Here is a 17589-nt window from a genome sequence, read left to right on the forward strand (position 1 = left end):
AACTATTATCATTTATTCACAAAGTCCGTCTCGACCATCATCTGATCTCGTTTTGCAAGACCCACAACATTTTAGGTCTTCATTCGTAACATCTGTTCGACAATAAGCACCTGCACTCAGACAACCTCCCTGATCAGCTGCATCTTCTAATTGATGAAAGCCACCAAAAACTTGTTTTTGTTCTGCCCTATTAAGAGCCTTACCAATGTTTAAAATTTATTTTTTCATAATAAATAAATTAAAAAATTATATTTGCCGTGAACATTTAGAGACACTCACAGTATGTGTCTATTCTTCGCGAGAGAATATTTTTTCTAGTTCAACTTGTATATTATCACCATATTCTAATTTGCGGATAATAATACCATCTTCATTTATAATAAAACTTGTAGGTATTTCATATATTTCGTAATCAATTTGTACCGGATTATTTCCAAAACCTTTCAAATTACTAAAATTAGGCCAACCAATTTCCAATTCTTGACTCATTTTTTTCCACACGGATTTTTGATGATCTAGAGAAAAACTTACAATTTCAAAATTTTTATTTTTATATTTTTCTCTAATTACATGGTAGTTTTTTTTAATTTTCTCTATGCAAGGCGCACACCATCCTGCCCAAAAATCTAATAAAATAATTTTTTTGTCATAGTCAGATAAATTAACTATTTCATCATTAAGAGATCTTCCAGTGATGTTTATGTATTTATCTCTTAGTTTAAGACTTTTTCTAGCTAGAAACTTTTTAAGTGCCTTACCTCTGGGTGATTGTATTAAGTCTCTGTCTAAGAATTTGTAATATTCTTTTAATTGTTTTTTAGATAAAACAGATTTTAACTCAAAAATTTTGGACAGTGAAAAATAGTTATTAGGTTTTTTTATCAAAAAATCATAAGATTTATCATAAACTTTACTTACATACTTTTCATATTCAATTTGGTTAATAACACTATCATTTAGTTTGTTATAAGCATTTCTTCTTTCACTATAATAAAATTCCATTTCTTCATCATATTCAATCGCAATTTTATTTATTAATCGTCCTTTAATATTTTTATTTTGTTCTCTACCGTATTTTATTATACTTAAAGTATCTGACTTTAAATTAATAACGCCTTTTTCTAACCAAAGCATTATAAAAATTTCACTATTTTCTATAGCAATAGCAGCTTCAGCAGGGTAATTTAATTTACCAGTAAATGAAAATTTATTATTAAATACAAAAGTAGTATCAAGTACTTTTTTTGTGTCATAATTAAATAAATAAACTTCGAGGCTATCTTTTAATCCATTGATTTCTGCATTAATAATAAAACGATTATTATTTTTATTACACGAAATAAAAACTATAAAAACTAATAAAATAAATATTTTCTTCATAATAAAATGGTATTTGAAAAAGCCCAATAATGAATTATTGGACTTCGAAATTTAGTTATGGGTTAGTAGCTGCTATACATTTGTGAAACCATTGACTCCCAGATGCAGTCCCTGAACATTTATCAGATGCACATTGAGTGTTTTTGTTACAATAACAACCTAGTGGTAGATCTCCAACTCCTGCATCTCTACATGGACCAGCCATCGCTCCACCAAAAACTTCTTTTTGTTCAGCTCTACTTAAGGCTTTACCAATGTTTAAAATTTGTTTTTTTATAATAATAAATTAAAAAAAATATATTTGCCGTGAACATTTAGAGACACTCACAGTATGTGTCTATTCTTCGCGAGAGAATGTAAGTTAATTGTTAGTAATATATTTTATTTTAGCCTCAAACTTTTTATCAGAAGGTTTTGGTGCATTGTCAGATATTAAAATACCGTTCTTATCAAATAATATATATCTTGGAATTGTTTTCAATTTTAATTCACCATAAAAACTTGCTTGTGGGTAATTGAGAGCTAGGTAATTGTTTTTAGATAATAAATTTTCATCTTTATTTGCCTTGAGCCATTTGTTTTTATCTGTATCAATTGAAATATAAATAAATTCTATATTTTCATCTTTTAATCGATTTTGTAATATTTTTGAACTCGGCATTTCTAATCTGCAAGGAGCACACCAACTAGCCCAAAAATCAATGTAAAGTAATTTTCCTTTATTTTTTCTAAGAACTTCACTTAAAGATATTATTTCACCATTAACATCCATAAAATGTACACTTTTTATATCTTTTTTTAGATTAATATAATCAAGCAGATAATCAGATTTCATTTCATTAATTAAAATAGAATCATTCGTTATTTTTTGAAATTTAAATAAATATTTTTCTAAATCTTGAGATGGAAAATTTTCAGCGATTTCTTTTAAATTATGGTAAAGTATATATTTATCTGTCAAACTAATTATAGTTTTTTTTCTTGCTAATGAATCGTAAATTGCTCTGTTATCAACTCTCCATCCATTGCTTGTTTTTACTGTTTTTGTACCATATTTTTCTTTGTAATATTTTTCAATATTATCTCTGTAAGTATTTAATACTAAAAGCGAATCATTATTGATTAGGACATTATCATTATTGATTATTTTTTTTTCGAAAACAAGTTTATTTTTCAAATAATAGTAATATTTACTATCGAGACTGTTTTTATTATTATTTAAAAAATTTATTTTTTTTTCTAAATTATTATTCAATGAAAGCTTATATTTCATTTCTTCATCTTCATTTCTAAAGTGGTCATTTCTTAAAAAAAAATCCATTGAACTTTGAAGCACTTTGTTTTTTAAATTATATTGTGTTTCAATATTTTGTGTGTTTTCACTGTTTATCTCTACAAAAGGGGCATCATCGTTATATTTGAATATGATAGTATCACCTGTTTTTAAATAATATGAAGAGTTGTAATAATAATGATATTTATGATTGATTATAATATTATTTTTTGTTTTTAATATTATTGTATCCATTTTTAAAAAATTTTTCGGAAAAATTTTTTTCTCTTGAAAGTTACCTTCTTCAATATAAGTCAAAGCTGGATTAACGTTATAAGATGCCATAATACCATTAATTTTAAGTGTATCTTTTTCAAAAGTTCTTTCTTCAAAAATTAATACAACGTCTTCACTTTTAATTTTTTTCTTAAGATTTTTTTCACAAGAGATAAATAATATAGTAGACAGAAATACTAGTGTTATAAAAAATTGTTTCATTTAGTAGTTGTAATAAATATTAATTTAGCCAGCTAGCAGTAGAGCAACCCTCGCAACACCATTGTACACTATCTCCAGTTTCCATAGCTAATTTTACTCTATCAATTCTACCTCTAGACAAACCAGTCCATACTGCTCCATTGATTCTCACTGCACAAGTACCTCCTTGAGATAAACCTCCAAAGACTTGTTTTTGCTCAACCTTACTTAAAGCCTTACCAATGTTTAAAATTTGTTTTTTCATAATAAATAAATTAAAAAAAAATATATTTGCCGTGAACATTTAGAGACACTCACAGTATGTGTCTATTCTTCGCGAGAGAATTTTGTTTAAGACCCAAAGCTTTTTTTGCTTTGGGTTTTTATTTTTTAATTAGTTTCTATCAAATCTTCAATAAAAAATAATAATTCAGATTTTTCATATTGCTTAGGGTATGCTTTTCCATTAATTAAAAGTTCAGGAGTAAAATTGATGTTATTTTCAATACACCAATTCCACCCCCTTTTTAAAATTTCTATTTGAACCTCTTTCTCATTGCACTTTTCCCATTTTTTTAACCATAGATTTGTTTCCATTCCTTTATAAATATCCTTCATTGCTTTTAAGCAAACCTGCTTTCCTTCATTTTTATAAATTTCTAAAATTCTGGTTGTTACTGTAACTCCATCATTTTCTATGTTTTCAGTATTCATATAAAAGCGTATAATTATTTTAACTTCATTCTCATATTTTAAAAGTATGTTTTCTATGACCTCATGCACTGGTCTACAATGTCCACAAAACGGATTTGTAATTACGACGATTTCAAGATTAGCATTCAAATTACCAAATACTACTTCGTTGGTAACTTCAATGGCTGTTTCTAAAGGTTTAGATTTATTTAGCATCGTATGAAAAACATCAAAATTTCTTTGAAATTTAAAAGCCTTAATTTTATCTTTTCTCAAAGTGTTTACTTCAAACAATATTGGTTTAAGGAAACTCCAAAAAAGAAAAGTTAAGGTGGCTATTATTAAAAAAGTAAAAACTTCATTCAATCCAATTTTATAAAAATTATTGCTTTCCAATAAAATAAAGAATGATTGAATCCACAAAACACCCACAATAGTTAAGCAAAGCAAACACCATTTTTTTAAAATGAAATATTGGTAATAAATAGAATAAATTGTTATTGGAAGCGCTATAACACTTATAATAAATGAAGTGTTTGGGTTTTGAATTTGGACAAGGGTTAAAAAGGATAAAATTATAAAGTATAATAAACTAAAGTCACTTAGCTTATAACCTTTTAGAAGTTCTGCCCCTTTAGAAGTTAAAACAGCGTCACAATCTTTTTTTTCTGTACCTCCAGAACAAAAAGCATTTCCTATCGCAGTTTCCAAACCTAATTCTTGCTTTATTATTGCGATGCTAATAAATATACCTATTAATGATAATAAAAAATAAAAAATGTTTGGAAGAGATACCTCTAAATTGAAGAGAAATAAAACAAGGGCAATTGCAAGCCCTATTAATAAAAAATTATTATTTAATAAGTTTAAGTGAGTTGTAACCTCTTTATGCTCTGGTTTCTCAACGGCAACTATTATACCTGTAAATTTCTTAATAAATTGACTGGTACTTAATTTTTCTTTTTTTCGCGCTCCTTTAATAACTGTGTAATTACTTTTGCCTTTTTCTACGGTAACTATTTCTTTACCATTATCATCAATAATCTGTGCAATAAAGCAATCTGGCAATTGCTTTAATGTTTCTATGCTAACAGGAACATCTGCAGCTACATTTTCTATGTTAAAATGATCTAGAACTCCTGTTATTGCGTGTAAACTAGGATAAGAAGGATGACTTTGAACTTGGAAGAACAGCTCTTTTCTATCAAATGAAATCTTATTAAGACTTAATAATTTGCTAATAATCTCTGTTAATTGATTTTTCAAAATACCTTTTTCTTTTTTATTTTTTCTTTTTCTCCTTCCAAATTTGAGAAACTTTTTTCTAATAACCTAAAAAACAACCCATCCGATTTGGACTAGCTGAATTCAGGGATACCCGAAACATACTGTTTTCAGCTAGTCCAAAATGGACGGGTCGACGTATTATTATTTTATTACTTTTGATAAAAAAAAGAAAAATGAAAGAAAAATCAAATGCAAATTCTAAGTATTTTGCAGTATTAGAAAAAATTATTGCCACAAGAGTTGAGTATGGAATTACTCAAATGAATATTGCAGATCACCTTAAATTGGGTGAAGGTGGTTATTTCAAACTAGAAAAAGGAAGAAGTAAATTAGACTTAAAAAGGTTGTTTGAAATTTTAGAATACTTAGAAATAAGCCCAGAAGAATTTTTTAAAGGTATTAAATAGCACAGTTAAAATTATATATAAAGTAAAAACCCAAAACTAAAATAGTTTTGGGTTTTTATGTTTTTATGTTTTTATTTCAAAAAAATAAAAGAATCCGTCTGAGATTGCTTCGTTGTTCCTCCTCGAAATGATGAGAATTATATAGAAGCTTTCATTAACTCTCTATTCATTCTTGCAATGTTGTCTAAAGAAATTCCTTTTGGGCATTCTACTTCACAAGCGCCTGTATTTGTACAGTTTCCAAAACCTTCTAAATCCATTTGAGCAACCATGTTTCTAACTCTATCTGCTGCTTCTACTTGTCCTTGTGGTAATAAAGCATACTGAGATACTTTTGCTCCTACAAATAACATTGCAGAACTGTTTTTACACGTAGCTACACAAGCACCACAACCAATACAAGTTGCCGCATCCATCGCTTCGTCTGCTGCGTGCTTAGAAATAGGAATTGAGTTTGCATCTTGTGTGTTTCCTGAAGTGTTTACAGAAATGTATCCACCAGCATGTTGTATTCTTTCAAAAGAAGTTCTATCTACAACTAAATCTTTCAATACAGGAAATGCTGCTGCTCTAAATGGTTCTATTGTAATCGTATCTCCATCTTTAAACATACGCATGTGCAATTGACAAGTTGTTACACCTCTATCTGGGCCATGTGCTTCACCATTAATATACATAGAACACATTCCGCAGATTCCTTCTCTACAATCATGATCGAAAGCAACTGGTTCATCACCAGAGTTTATTAACTGTTCATTTAAAACATCCATCATTTCTAAAAAAGACATGTGTTCTGAAATCTCAGTCACTTTATAATCAACCATTTGACCCTTACTACTTGAGTCTTTTTGTCTCCAAATTTTAAGTGTTAAATTCATTTTTGTCTTTTATTTGTATGAACGTTGTTTCAATTCAATATCGTTAAACTCTAATTCTTCTTTGTGTAAAACTGCATCTGCAGGTTCTCCTTTATATTCCCAAGCTGCTGCAAAAGCAAAATCTACATCGTTTCTTTTTGCTTCTCCTTTCTGAGGGCCATCTAGCTCTGCAGACTCTTCTCTAAAGTGACCTCCACAAGATTCTGCTCTCATTAGAGCATCTTTAGCAAATAACTCTCCTAACTCTAAGAAATCTGCAACTCTTCCTGCTTTTTCTAATTCAGGATTCATTTCATTTGCTGTTCCAGGAACGGAAACTTCTTTCCAAAATTCTTCACGAATTGCTTTAATTTCTGCCATTGCTTCTGTTAAACCTTCCGCGTTTCTAGACATTCCTGCTTTGTCCCACATTACTTTTCCAAGCTTCTTGTGAAAATAATCTACAGATTTTGTTCCTTTATTATTTACAAAGAAATTTACTCTATCTGTAACTTCTTTTTCCGCGGCTTCAAATTCTGGACTTTCAGTTGAAATTTTTCCTGTTCTAATATCATCAGATAAATAATCTCCAATAGTATAAGGCAACACAAAATAACCATCTGCTAAACCTTGCATTAATGCAGAAGCTCCTAATCTGTTTGCTCCGTGATCAGAAAAATTTGCTTCTCCAATACAATAACATCCAGGAATAGTTGTCATTAAGTTATAATCTACCCAAACACCACCCATTGTATAGTGTACTGCAGGATAAATCATCATTGGCGTTTTATACGGGTTTTCATCTACGATTTTCTCGTACATCTGAAATAAGTTTCCATATTTTGCTTCAACAATTGCTTGTCCTAATTCGTATATTTTTTCCTCTGAAGGGTTTTTAATATTATGAATCTTTGCTTGTTCTGTACCATATCTTGTAAATGCAGATTTAAAATCTAAATATACAGCTTCACCTGTAGCATTTACTCCATAACCAGCATCACAACGTTCTTTTGCTGCTCTAGATGCAACATCTCTTGGAACTAAATTTCCAAAAGCTGGGTAACGTCTTTCTAAATAATAATCTCTTTGTTCTTCCGACAAATCAGTTGGTTTTTTACGACCCTCTCTAATTGCCATTACATCATCAATACTTTTAGGAACCCAAATTCTACCATCGTTTCTCAATGATTCTGACATCAATGTTAATTTCGATTGATAATCACCAGATCTTGGAATACAAGTTGGGTGAATTTGTGTGTAACAAGGGTTTGCAAAGTGCGCTCCTTTTTTATGAATTTTCCAAGCAGCAGTTGCATTAGACCCCATTGCATTGGTAGATAAGAAATATACATTTCCATAACCACCAGAAGCAATCACTACAGCATGTGCAGAATGACGCTCAATTTCTCCTGTAATTAAATTTCTTGCAATAATTCCTCTTGCTTTACCATCAACAATAACAACATCTAACATTTCATGTCTGTTAAACATTTCTATTTTACCACGAGCAATTTGTCTGTTCATTGCAGAATACGCTCCTAATAATAATTGCTGACCTGTTTGTCCTTTTGCGTAAAAAGTTCTAGATACTAAAACTCCACCAAAAGAACGATTATCTAACAAACCACCATAATCACGTGCAAAAGGAACTCCTTGTGCCACACATTGATCGATTATGTTTGCAGAAACCTCTGCTAAACGGTATACGTTTGCTTCACGAGAACGGTAATCTCCTCCTTTTACTGTATCATAAAATAATCTGAAGGTAGAATCTCCATCTCCTTGATAATTTTTTGCTGCATTAATTCCTCCTTGCGCTGCAATTGAATGCGCTCTTCTTGGAGAATCTTGATAAGCAAATGCTTTTACATTGTAACCTAATTCTGCTAAAGTTGCAGCTGCAGAACCACCTGCTAAACCTGTACCTACAACAATAACATCTATATGACGTTTGTTTGCAGGATTTACTAAGTTTATATGATTTTTATAATCTGTCCATTTATCTTTAATTGGACCTTTTGGTACTTTTGAATCTAAAGCCATAGTTTATTAAGATTAATGGTTAGGATTAAAATGATGATAAAGTGCAATAAAAATAAAACCTAATGGAATTATAATTGAATACGCTTTACCAATTGTTTGTAATGTTTTTCTTCTACTTGCATTCGATCCCATAGATTGAAATGCAGATGTAAACCCGTGTGCTAAATGCAATCCTAAAAGAACAAAAGCAACTACATAAGCGCCAACTCTAAGTGGGTTTGCAAATTTATGCACCAATTCTTCGTGGTAACGGAAACCTTCTAATCCTTCTAAAGTACCAGACCAATCTCCTTGAATAAATTTTGTGTTGATTTCTGGAAACCAAAAATCGATAAAGTGTAAAATAATAAAAGCAAGAATTGTTATTCCGCTCCAAATCATATTTCTGCTCATCCAAGATGAATTTGCAGCACCATTATTTTTTGCATAAGAAACATTTCTAGCTCTAGAGTTTTTTAATTCTAAGATAAAACCCATTACAAAATGAAAAACAACTGCAAAAATTAAAACAGGTTGTAATGCAAATTGAACCAAAGGATTTGTGCCCATAAAATGCGAAACTTCGTTAAAAGTATCTGGGCTAAAAACCGATAAAATATTAATTGCTAAATGCTGAAGTAAGAAGAACATTAAGAAAAACGCTGATAGCGCCATTGCTACTTTTCTTCCAATTGAAGATTTAAAAAATCCGCTCATTGTATAAGTTAGTTAAAATTATACTACAAAAATACGGCTAAAGTGGTTGCGCTACAAGGCAATTAGATTATTTTAATACGTATTTAGAACTATTTTAAATAATTACTTCATAGATTGATTAGAAGAAACCAAACATTTTTCATTCTTCCACTTCCCTTTTAATTTTTTTGCGGAAATGATTTTACCTTCACAAGTTAAGAAATTTCCTTTTTCATTTTTTTTAATAATTTTCATTTTTCCTTGATGAATAGCGTTTATAACTCTATAAATCAATCCATTTTTAGATACCTCACTTCCTTTTGTAATTAACTTTAAACCCTCATCGTTATTATGCAAGTCCATTTCAGATGAAATTTCATCTGGCACAACACCATCTTCTAACTTTAATTTTTTATACGTAAGATAGTTATCTTTCTCATGTGCTTTTCCTAAAGAACGAGCGGCTCTTTTACCAATTTCTTGGCGCAATCTTGCCATCCAATATGCATGTCTAAATGCATCTACTTGCCCGCCCGCAGCATCTTTATCTAATAAGTGCGATTTACGAACAGAATCTGCTACGCTATTGGTTTCATTAGAAATTTTTAAAGACAATTTTGCTTTAAAAGGATGCAACAAAACCCATCTTTTTATGGGACCAGATAATTTTAAAAAATTTTTAAAATCAGACTGTCCACTCACAGAAATTGAGAAAGAAAAGAATATAAGAATTAGTGTTTTCCTCATTTTCAAATATAAAAACCTCACAAATTTTAAAAACCTGTGAGGTTTATTTTAGACTCTTATTTATTTTACTTCAAACTCACTTTCAGAGTCACCAACTTTAATTGTATATTTTCCTTTTGGAAGATAAAAAACACCGTTTTTAGCAGCAATTAACTCGACTTTCTTATTGGCTCTTTTGTAAGCTTTTTTCCCTTTATCAGAAAAAGAAACATCAAAAATTGCTTCATTAAAACCTTTTGTTGCTGTTACAGAAACTGCGTTTACCTTTACTTTACCCGCATAAATAGCTACAGTTACTTCGCTATTAGAGTTTACATAAAAAGGAATTGTAACTTCTGGTGTATACGCTGTTCTCCATTGGCTCCAAGAACGTCCCCAACCTTTACTTTTTTTAACATCATCAACCTTAAAAATATGTGTAGCCTTTTCTAAAATTTCTGTTGTAATTTCTTGAAGTGCCGCAACATTTGTTTTGTATAAACTTCTACCATGCGTACCGATAATTAAATCTTTTGCCGTTGGTTGAATTACCAAATCATGTACCGCAACGTTTGGTAAATTCTTACTAAATGCTTCCCAAGATTCTCCGTTGTTGAAAGAAATAAATAAACCATTATCAGTTCCTAAATATAAAATATGCTCATTTTCAGAATCTTCTTTAATTACGTTTACTGCCGAAATAGGAAGATTATTGCTAATACTAGTCCAGGTTTGTCCGTAATTCTCGGAAACATACACATAAGGCATAAAATCATCATATCTATAACCGTTTAAAGTTGCGTAGACACGTTCTTTTTTAAATTTTGAAGCAATAACTCTAGAAACCCATAAGTCTTGTGGCAAGTTATCTGAAACTCTCGTCCAACTTCCGCCACCATTTTTAGTTATATTGATATATCCATCATCTGAACCCGCATAAATTAAACCGAATTGAAACGGACTTTCAGAAATTGAAGTTAACGTTCCGTACGCAACATTTCCTTTCTTTCCGCCAGTTGTTAGATCTCCTGAAATTTCTTCCCAGTCATCTCCTTTGTTTAAAGATCTGTGTAATTTATTACTTCCTAAATATAAAATATCTTGATTGTGTTTAGATAAATGAATTGGAGTTTGCCAGTTAAATCTGTAAGGTTTTTCGTCTTTTTTTGGTGCTGGTTGTATGTAGGTACTTTTTTCAGTTTCTAAATTTAAACGAGAATAATTCCCAAATTGATACCCTGTATATACAATATTAGGATTTCTGTCATCTACTTGCACCTGCATTCCGTCTCCGCCCATAATAGACTTGTAAGGGTTTTGACCAGATTGATGCCATCTTTTATCCATTTTTGCATTGTGTGAACCAAACCAAACACCATTATCTTGCATACCACCATACACATTATAGTCTTTCTGATTGTCTGCGTACACAGAATAAAATTGCCCAACAGCCGCGTTATTTAATTTCACCCAGCTTTCACCATCATCATAAGAAATATTTAAACCACCATCATTACCATCTAATAAATGACCGCTTTTTTTAGGGTTTACCCACAATGCTTGATGATCTGAATGTACATTTTCTTTACTGATAGACGTAAATGATTTACCACCATCTTTCGATTTTATAATAGAAACACCTAAAACATAAATACCATTCTCATCTTGTAAATCAACTCTAATTTCTCCGAAAAAATATCCATAAGAACTGTAAATACCATCTAAATAATTGGTATGTGTTTTTTGCCAATTCTTACCACCGTTGGTGGTTTTAAAAATCTCTGCGCCAATAACTGGCTCTTCAAAAACTACAGCCATTTCATCTTCTAAAAAAGCCATTAATTCTTTTGGTTTTACACCACCTGGTCTTAAAAGTTGTTTTGCATTTTCTGCTCTAAATTTCTCCTGAAAACCATGTGCTTTCAAATAGCTGTCTAATGTTTTATTTCTAAGTGCTAAAACATCTGCAGAAGTAAGGTTCTTAAATTGTTCTTTTGTAAAGTTAAACGCAGCTTTATCACTTTCTGGCGCTCTTCTATATTGACTATCATGTAAAGCATATACTGTATTTTCATTAAAAACAGCTAAACCAATTCTACCAACACCACTTCCTGTAGGAAAACCACTATTGTCTGCAATTTTTGTCCAAGAACTTCCTGCATCTGTACTTTTGTAAATTCCAGAGTTACTTCCGTTTCCAACAAAATCCCACGCTTTACGTTCTCTTTCCCAAGCAGCAGCATACATAACATTAAAATTATTTGGTGCATGTTGCACGTCTATAATTCCGGTATCATTATTAATAAACAATGTTTTATTCCATGATTTTCCACCATCAGTTGTTTTAAAAACACCACGAGTTGCGTTTGAAGAATATAAATGACCAATTGCACCAATAACTACTTCATCCGGATTATTTGGATTCATTAAAATTCTACCAATATGATGCGAATCTGGCAAGCCAACATTTACCCAAGTCTTCCCTTTATCTGTAGATTTTAAAATACCGATTCCGGCATAACTAGAGCGAGAAGAATTATTTTCTCCTGTACCCACCCAAATTGTTTCTGAGTTCCAATCTACAGCAATATCACCAATATTTTGTGTTGGCGCATTGTCTAAAACTGGCGTAAAAGTGGTTCCATTATTATTTGTATACCATAAACCACCAGAAGCATACCCAACATAAAATTCTGTGGTATTCTTGGGGTTTACATCTACATCTACCACACGACCACTCATTACTGTTGGTCCAATACTAGTAAAGGCTACATTTTTTACCAGTGAAGATTTCATCATTTGAGATTTCTTCTGTATAGATTGTTGAATAATTTCTGAACTTGTAGGGTTTTGAGCAACTAATGTTACCGAAAAGCATAGTAATAAAAACTTGAAAATGGATTTCATAAGAAATAATATTTGATTAAGAAACGATGAAATTACTACTTGTAAAATCAATATCAAAAAAATTAACATAAAAAGGATTTTTAAGAACTATTCTTCTTCAATTTTAAAGAATGTATCTTTGCAGGCTGAAACAACTACATAAAGTTGCTTTCATAAATATTATTTATGACATTTAAAGATTTAGGTTTATCTCCGGCATTGGTAAAAGCAGTTGAAGAGAAAGGATATACCAAACCATCACCAATACAAGAAAAGGCAATTCCACATATATTAGAAGGAAAAGATATTTTAGCTTCGGCACAAACTGGTACAGGAAAAACTGCCGGTTTTACATTGCCTGTTTTACAACATTTAGTAGAAACAAAACACCCAAAATACAGACCTTTACGTGCATTGGTTTTAACACCAACCAGAGAATTGGCTGCACAGGTTCATGACAACGTTAGAGAATACAGTAAATATGTAGACATAAAATCTGCTGTAGTTTTTGGTGGAGTGAACGCAAAACCACAAATTGCGACTCTAAGAAGCGGTGTGGATATTTTGGTAGCAACCCCTGGTAGATTATTAGACTTACACGATAGAAAAGCAGTTTCTTTTAAAAGGGTTGATATTTTAATTCTTGATGAAGCAGACAGAATGCTAGACATGGGTTTTGTTAGAGATATTAACAAAATTATTAGTTTTATGCCTACAAAGCGTCAGAATTTAATGTTTTCTGCAACGTTTTCTAATGATATTAAAAAATTAGCTTCAGGAATTTTAAGAAATCCTGTTTCTGTTGAAACGGCTCCGCAAAATTCAACAGCAAAAAAAGTAACTCACAAAGTTTATAAGGTTGATAAAAACAAAAAAACTGAGTTTACAATAAAATTAATTAAAGACAATAATTGGAACCAGGTTTTAATCTTTACAAGAACAAAACACGGTGCTAATAAATTGACTGAAAAATTAATAAAATCTGGAATTTCTGCTGCAGCAATTCATGGAAATAAAAGTCAAGGTGCTAGAACAAAAGCTTTAAAGAATTTTAAAGACAATTCTATTAAAATTTTGGTAGCAACAGATATTGCTGCCCGTGGTTTAGACATTCCTTTATTACCTCATGTAGTTAATTTCGAATTGCCAAATGTGCCAGAAGATTATGTGCACAGAATTGGTAGAACAGGAAGAGCTGGTGCAGCTGGGGAGGCAATTTCTTTGGTTTGTAGTGAAGAAAGTGAATACCAAAGTGAAATTGAGAAATTACTAAAAGAAAAATTAGAATCTACTATTGTAGAAGGTTTTGAGCCTACGGATACAGATGCTCCTAAAAGAGCTGCTTCACAAAGTAAAGGTTCTTTTGGTAAGAAGACTAAATCTCAAGGAAACAAACCAAAAAGCAAGCCTCATTTTAAAGGGAACAAACCTTCTGAGCCTTCTGGAAGAGGAAGAACTAGCGCACCTAAAAAGAAGCGTTATTAACAAATAAGAAACAAAATTAACTTTATACAAATACCCTTTTCTGTTTTCAAAAACAGAAAAGGGTATTTAATTATTAGCTAAGTTGTATCTCATTCTAAGTTCCTCTTAATTATTCATACCTTTGTATTTCAACAAAATTTTTTAGTATGAAATACCATAAAATAGACGCACAATTATATATAAAAAATCGTAAAAACTTTGCTTCTGCAATGAAGCCAAATAGTTTAGCAATTTTTAATTCTAATGATACCTACCCAATAAGTGCAGATAGCACGATGCCATTTGAGCAACATAGAGATATTTTGTATTTAAGTGGTGTAGATCAAGAGGAAAGTGTTTTAATGTTGTTTCCAGATTGTCCGAATGAAAACTTACGTGAAGTTTTATTTGTAACAGAAACCAATGACCATATTGCGGTTTGGGAAGGAGCCAAATTAACCAAAGAAGCAGCTTTAGAAACTTCTGGAATAAAAACTGTTTTTTGGTTACAAGATTTAGAAAAAGTATTGTTCGAAATGTCTTCTTATTGCGATACTCTTTATATTAACACAAACGAACATTATAGAGCAAATACCGCAACAGAAACACGTGAAGATCGTTTTACAAAATGGTTATTAGCAAAATATCCTGCGCATTCTGTAGCAAAAAGTAATCCTATTTTACAAAGATTACGTGCTGTAAAAGATCCTATTGAGTTAGATCTAATGCAAAATGCTTGTAATATCACAGAAAAAAGTTTCCGTAGAATTTTAGATTTTATAAAACCAGGGGTTTGGGAATATGAAATTGAAGCAGAATTATTACACGAGTTTATAAGAAACCGTTCTAAAGGATTTGCATACACGCCAATTATTGCTTCTGGAAATAATGCAAATGTTTTACATTATATAGAGAATAATCAGCAATGTAAAGCTGGTGATTTAATTTTGTTTGATGTTGCCGCAGAATATGCAAATTATAAAAGTGATTTATCTAGAACAGTACCTGTTTCTGGTAAATTCTCTGACAGACAAAAAGCAGTTTACAACGCAGTAAATCACGTTAAAAAAGAAGCTACAAAATTATTAGTTCCAGGAACTTTATGGAAAGAATACCATGTAGAGGTTGGAAATATTATGACTTCAGAATTACTAAAATTAGGTTTATTAGACAAAGCTGATGTTCAGAATGAAGATAAAAATTGGCCTGCTTACAAGAAATATTTTATGCATGGAACTTCGCATCATATTGGTTTAGATACACATGATTACGGACTTTTACATGAACCAATGCAAGCAAATAATGTATTTACCGTAGAACCTGGAATTTACATTCCTAAAGAAGGTTTCGGAATTCGTTTAGAAGATGATGTAGTTGTGCAAGCAGAAGGAGAACCGATTAACTTAATGGGAAATATTCCTATTGAAGCAGATGAAATTGAAGATATAATGAATAGTTAAATCTTGAAATAAATCTTTGAAAGCGAGTTGAAAAACTCGCTTTTTTTTGTGCTAAATTTTAATTATTGACCGACAAACTCAATATCACTTAATGTTTTCATAAACGATATAAGGTTACTTTTCTCTTCTTCCGTAAGTGCAATTCTATTTTCATTATCTTTAAAAAAAGGATCTAAATTATTTGCTTCTAAAACGCCATTGTCTAAATAATCTAGAACCTCTTTTAAGCTAGTAAATTGCCCAAAACTCCCATAAGGAGCAGTATACTCTATGTTTCTTAATGAAGGTACGCGAAAACGCATATAATCATCTATTTTTCCAGTAACTCTAGATCTTCCTCCTTCTTCTGTATCAGGATTTATAGGAAATCCGATATTTCTAAAACTCTGGTCTGTAAACAACTCTGAACTATGACAACTTGTACATTTTTCTTTAAAAATGGTATAACCCCTTGCTTCATCATCTGTAAAATACTCACCTTCATTTCGTTGTACTTTATCATATTTACTGTTGGCAGAAATTAATGTGTATTCGTATTGAGCAATACTGTTGTAAATTCTTTCCCCTGTTATTTTATCATCACCAAAAGCATTGTAAAAAAGATTGATATAATCTTCTTCAATTTCTAACTTACCAATTACTTCTAAAATAGAAGAATCCATTTCTTCATGTGTAATAATAGGAACTAGAGGTTGACTTTCTAAAACTTGTTTATTTCCATCCCAATTATAAAATTTCATAAATGCTAAGTTTTGAATTGGTGGCGTATTTCTAAATCCAACTCTTCCATAAATACCGATGGCTTGTGTTGTATTATCTGTAAACGCATTTTCTTGAAGGTGGCAACTAGCGCAAGAAATTGTGTTATTTGCACTTAGTTTTTTATCAAAAAAAAGTTTTTTACCTAATTCAACTCCGTATTTTGTGGGTTTATTGATGTAAAATGAATTGTTTAATTCTGGAAACTCTACAGGTATATTTACTTCAATTTCTGGATTATCGAAAATAAAAGGCTCATAAACATCTTCTTTAGTACAAGATGAAATTAGAAATAAGCTTAAAATACTCATTAATAACTTTTTCATTTTAATTATCTCTTAAAAAAAATGCAGCTTGCAATGTTTCATTGAAGCTGCACTTAAGTTTATAAATTTAGTTTACGTTTTCAACAGAAAACATTTCTTTAATATTTTCGACAAAAACGATCATATTATTAGAAGTATGCATACTTGGTGTTGCATTATCAGCACCTAATACAACGTCTGTTGCTCCACTTAATAAATAATCGAAATCTACTTTTATTGTAATTTTAGGAGAGTTGCTTCCTACTTTAGCATTTGTAGTAAGATTTAAGGTAACATCTCTATAAGCATCTACACCTTGGTTATCATCAATTGTACTACCAGAATGGAAAGATAATGCTGCATTATCATTTCCGTAAAAACCTTCAATTTTTGTAAAACGGTATCCAGTTCCCCATTCCCAGTGCATTTCTGTGTCATTTGCACCAGCTGCTGCATAAAAATTAGGAAAACTCTCTTGGTTTAAAGTGTTTAATTCTGTTTTCACTCCTAATCCAAATTTTATTTGGGTATAATTTGCCGTAGGAATATCATTTAAAACATATTGTAATGTTTCTGGTTTAGATTGATCAACTACTGTTGCACCTTCATCTAAATTGTTAACATTGTAAGGAATTTCTATTCCATCTGCTCTTATAAGACGAATGTTACTAATTACATATTTTAATTCAGAAAAATGATGAACTTGTCCCTCTGTAGAAGTATTTACCGTTGCATCTGCAGCAGTAGCATCACCCACAATAATTGTAGTATCGTTAAACGTGTTGTTAAACTCTAATGTTACATTGTTTGCAACAGGGATACTATCTTCATTACAAGAGACGATTGATAATGAGATTACTGATAATAAAAGGTACTTTTTTAAATTTTTCATTTGTT

Annotated in this window: 14 protein-coding genes; 3 read left to right on the forward strand and 11 right to left on the reverse strand. The window is 30.8% G+C overall.

Going from position 1 to position 17589, the window contains the following annotated elements; translation table 11 throughout:
- Positions 1-288 precede the first annotated feature (288 nt).
- The 4 genes from CW731_RS10435 to CW731_RS10450 all read right to left on the reverse strand — a co-directional run bounded on the left by CW731_RS10435 (position 289) and on the right by CW731_RS10450 (position 5089).
- The gene (locus CW731_RS10435) at positions 289-1380 is read right to left on the reverse strand and encodes a TlpA disulfide reductase family protein (RefSeq protein WP_100946667.1); all 1092 of its coding nucleotides are present in this window, start codon (positions 1378-1380) and stop codon (positions 289-291) included.
- A 361-nt stretch (positions 1381-1741) separates the two neighbouring features.
- The gene (locus CW731_RS10440) at positions 1742-3151 is read right to left on the reverse strand and encodes a TlpA disulfide reductase family protein (RefSeq protein ID WP_100946668.1); all 1410 of its coding nucleotides are present in this window, start codon (positions 3149-3151) and stop codon (positions 1742-1744) included.
- Between the two features lie 19 nt (positions 3152-3170).
- Positions 3171-3395, reverse strand: coding sequence for a hypothetical protein (locus CW731_RS10445; RefSeq protein WP_100946669.1), 225 nt, complete (start codon positions 3393-3395; stop codon positions 3171-3173).
- Between the two features lie 125 nt (positions 3396-3520).
- Positions 3521-5089, reverse strand: a complete 1569-nt coding sequence (locus CW731_RS10450; RefSeq protein ID WP_100946670.1) for a vitamin K epoxide reductase family protein — start codon at positions 5087-5089, stop codon at positions 3521-3523.
- A 194-nt stretch (positions 5090-5283) separates the two neighbouring features.
- Here CW731_RS10450 and CW731_RS10455 point away from each other — a divergent pair, with 194 nt between their 5' ends.
- A complete protein-coding gene (locus CW731_RS10455) occupies positions 5284-5517 on the forward strand; it encodes a helix-turn-helix domain-containing protein (protein ID WP_198519810.1) in 234 nt (77 codons plus the stop codon).
- Between the two features lie 137 nt (positions 5518-5654).
- On the opposite strand, the gene CW731_RS10460 is transcribed toward CW731_RS10455, so the two are convergent.
- The 5 genes from CW731_RS10460 to CW731_RS10480 form a co-directional block, all read right to left on the reverse strand.
- Positions 5655-6395: a succinate dehydrogenase/fumarate reductase iron-sulfur subunit gene (locus tag CW731_RS10460; RefSeq protein ID WP_100946671.1), complete on the reverse strand. Its 741-nt coding sequence runs from the start codon at positions 6393-6395 to the stop codon at positions 5655-5657.
- Between the two features lie 9 nt (positions 6396-6404).
- Positions 6405-8417, reverse strand: coding sequence for a fumarate reductase/succinate dehydrogenase flavoprotein subunit (locus tag CW731_RS10465; RefSeq protein WP_100946672.1), 2013 nt, complete (start codon positions 8415-8417; stop codon positions 6405-6407).
- A gap of 12 nt (positions 8418-8429) precedes the next feature.
- On the reverse strand, positions 8430-9113 hold the full coding sequence (locus CW731_RS10470; RefSeq protein WP_100946673.1) for a succinate dehydrogenase cytochrome b subunit: 684 nt from the start codon (positions 9111-9113) through the stop codon (positions 8430-8432).
- 102 nt (positions 9114-9215) lie between these two features.
- The gene (locus tag CW731_RS10475; RefSeq protein ID WP_100946674.1) at positions 9216-9839 is read right to left on the reverse strand and encodes a hypothetical protein; all 624 of its coding nucleotides are present in this window, start codon (positions 9837-9839) and stop codon (positions 9216-9218) included.
- Positions 9840-9899: 60 nt separating this feature from the next.
- The gene (locus CW731_RS10480) at positions 9900-12725 is read right to left on the reverse strand and encodes a glycosyl hydrolase (protein WP_100946675.1); all 2826 of its coding nucleotides are present in this window, start codon (positions 12723-12725) and stop codon (positions 9900-9902) included.
- A gap of 165 nt (positions 12726-12890) precedes the next feature.
- Here CW731_RS10480 and CW731_RS10485 point away from each other — a divergent pair, with 165 nt between their 5' ends.
- Both CW731_RS10485 and CW731_RS10490 read left to right on the forward strand, forming a co-directional pair.
- Positions 12891-14189, forward strand: coding sequence for a DEAD/DEAH box helicase (locus tag CW731_RS10485; protein WP_100946676.1), 1299 nt, complete (start codon positions 12891-12893; stop codon positions 14187-14189).
- Positions 14190-14335: 146 nt separating this feature from the next.
- Positions 14336-15628 carry an aminopeptidase P family protein gene (locus CW731_RS10490; protein ID WP_100946677.1) on the forward strand — a complete coding sequence of 431 codons (1293 nt, stop codon included), beginning with the start codon at positions 14336-14338 and terminating at the stop codon, positions 15626-15628.
- Between the two features lie 62 nt (positions 15629-15690).
- Here CW731_RS10490 and CW731_RS10495 read toward each other — a convergent pair whose 3' ends face one another.
- Both CW731_RS10495 and CW731_RS10500 read right to left on the reverse strand, forming a co-directional pair.
- Positions 15691-16713 carry a cytochrome-c peroxidase gene (locus CW731_RS10495; protein WP_100946678.1) on the reverse strand — a complete coding sequence of 341 codons (1023 nt, stop codon included), beginning with the start codon at positions 16711-16713 and terminating at the stop codon, positions 15691-15693.
- Positions 16714-16780: 67 nt separating this feature from the next.
- Positions 16781-17584, reverse strand: coding sequence for an MbnP family protein (locus CW731_RS10500; RefSeq protein WP_100946679.1), 804 nt, complete (start codon positions 17582-17584; stop codon positions 16781-16783).
- Positions 17585-17589 lie beyond the last annotated feature (5 nt).

The sequence above is a fragment of the Polaribacter sp. ALD11 genome, assembly GCF_002831685.1.
GTDB lineage: Bacteria > Bacteroidota > Bacteroidia > Flavobacteriales > Flavobacteriaceae > Polaribacter.

Bases quoted from the DNA above. Each gene is read 5' to 3' on its own strand.
- CW731_RS10440 (WP_100946668.1), bottom strand. From the start codon at position 3,151: ATGAAACAATTTTTTATAACACTAGTATTTCTGTCTACTATATTATTT.
- CW731_RS10455 (WP_198519810.1), top strand. From the start codon at position 5,284: ATGAAAGAAAAATCAAATGCAAATTCTAAGTATTTTGCAGTATTAGAA.
- CW731_RS10490 (WP_100946677.1), top strand. From the start codon at position 14,336: ATGAAATACCATAAAATAGACGCACAATTATATATAAAAAATCGTAAA.
- CW731_RS10475 (WP_100946674.1), bottom strand. From the start codon at position 9,839: ATGAGGAAAACACTAATTCTTATATTCTTTTCTTTCTCAATTTCTGTG.
- CW731_RS10460 (WP_100946671.1), bottom strand. From the start codon at position 6,395: ATGAATTTAACACTTAAAATTTGGAGACAAAAAGACTCAAGTAGTAAG.
- CW731_RS10470 (WP_100946673.1), bottom strand. From the start codon at position 9,113: ATGAGCGGATTTTTTAAATCTTCAATTGGAAGAAAAGTAGCAATGGCG.
- CW731_RS10480 (WP_100946675.1), bottom strand. From the start codon at position 12,725: ATGAAATCCATTTTCAAGTTTTTATTACTATGCTTTTCGGTAACATTA.
- CW731_RS10495 (WP_100946678.1), bottom strand. From the start codon at position 16,713: ATGAAAAAGTTATTAATGAGTATTTTAAGCTTATTTCTAATTTCATCT.
- CW731_RS10445 (WP_100946669.1), bottom strand. From the start codon at position 3,395: ATGAAAAAACAAATTTTAAACATTGGTAAGGCTTTAAGTAAGGTTGAG.
- CW731_RS10485 (WP_100946676.1), top strand. From the start codon at position 12,891: ATGACATTTAAAGATTTAGGTTTATCTCCGGCATTGGTAAAAGCAGTT.
- CW731_RS10500 (WP_100946679.1), bottom strand. From the start codon at position 17,584: ATGAAAAATTTAAAAAAGTACCTTTTATTATCAGTAATCTCATTATCA.
- CW731_RS10435 (WP_100946667.1), bottom strand. From the start codon at position 1,380: ATGAAGAAAATATTTATTTTATTAGTTTTTATAGTTTTTATTTCGTGT.
- CW731_RS10465 (WP_100946672.1), bottom strand. From the start codon at position 8,417: ATGGCTTTAGATTCAAAAGTACCAAAAGGTCCAATTAAAGATAAATGG.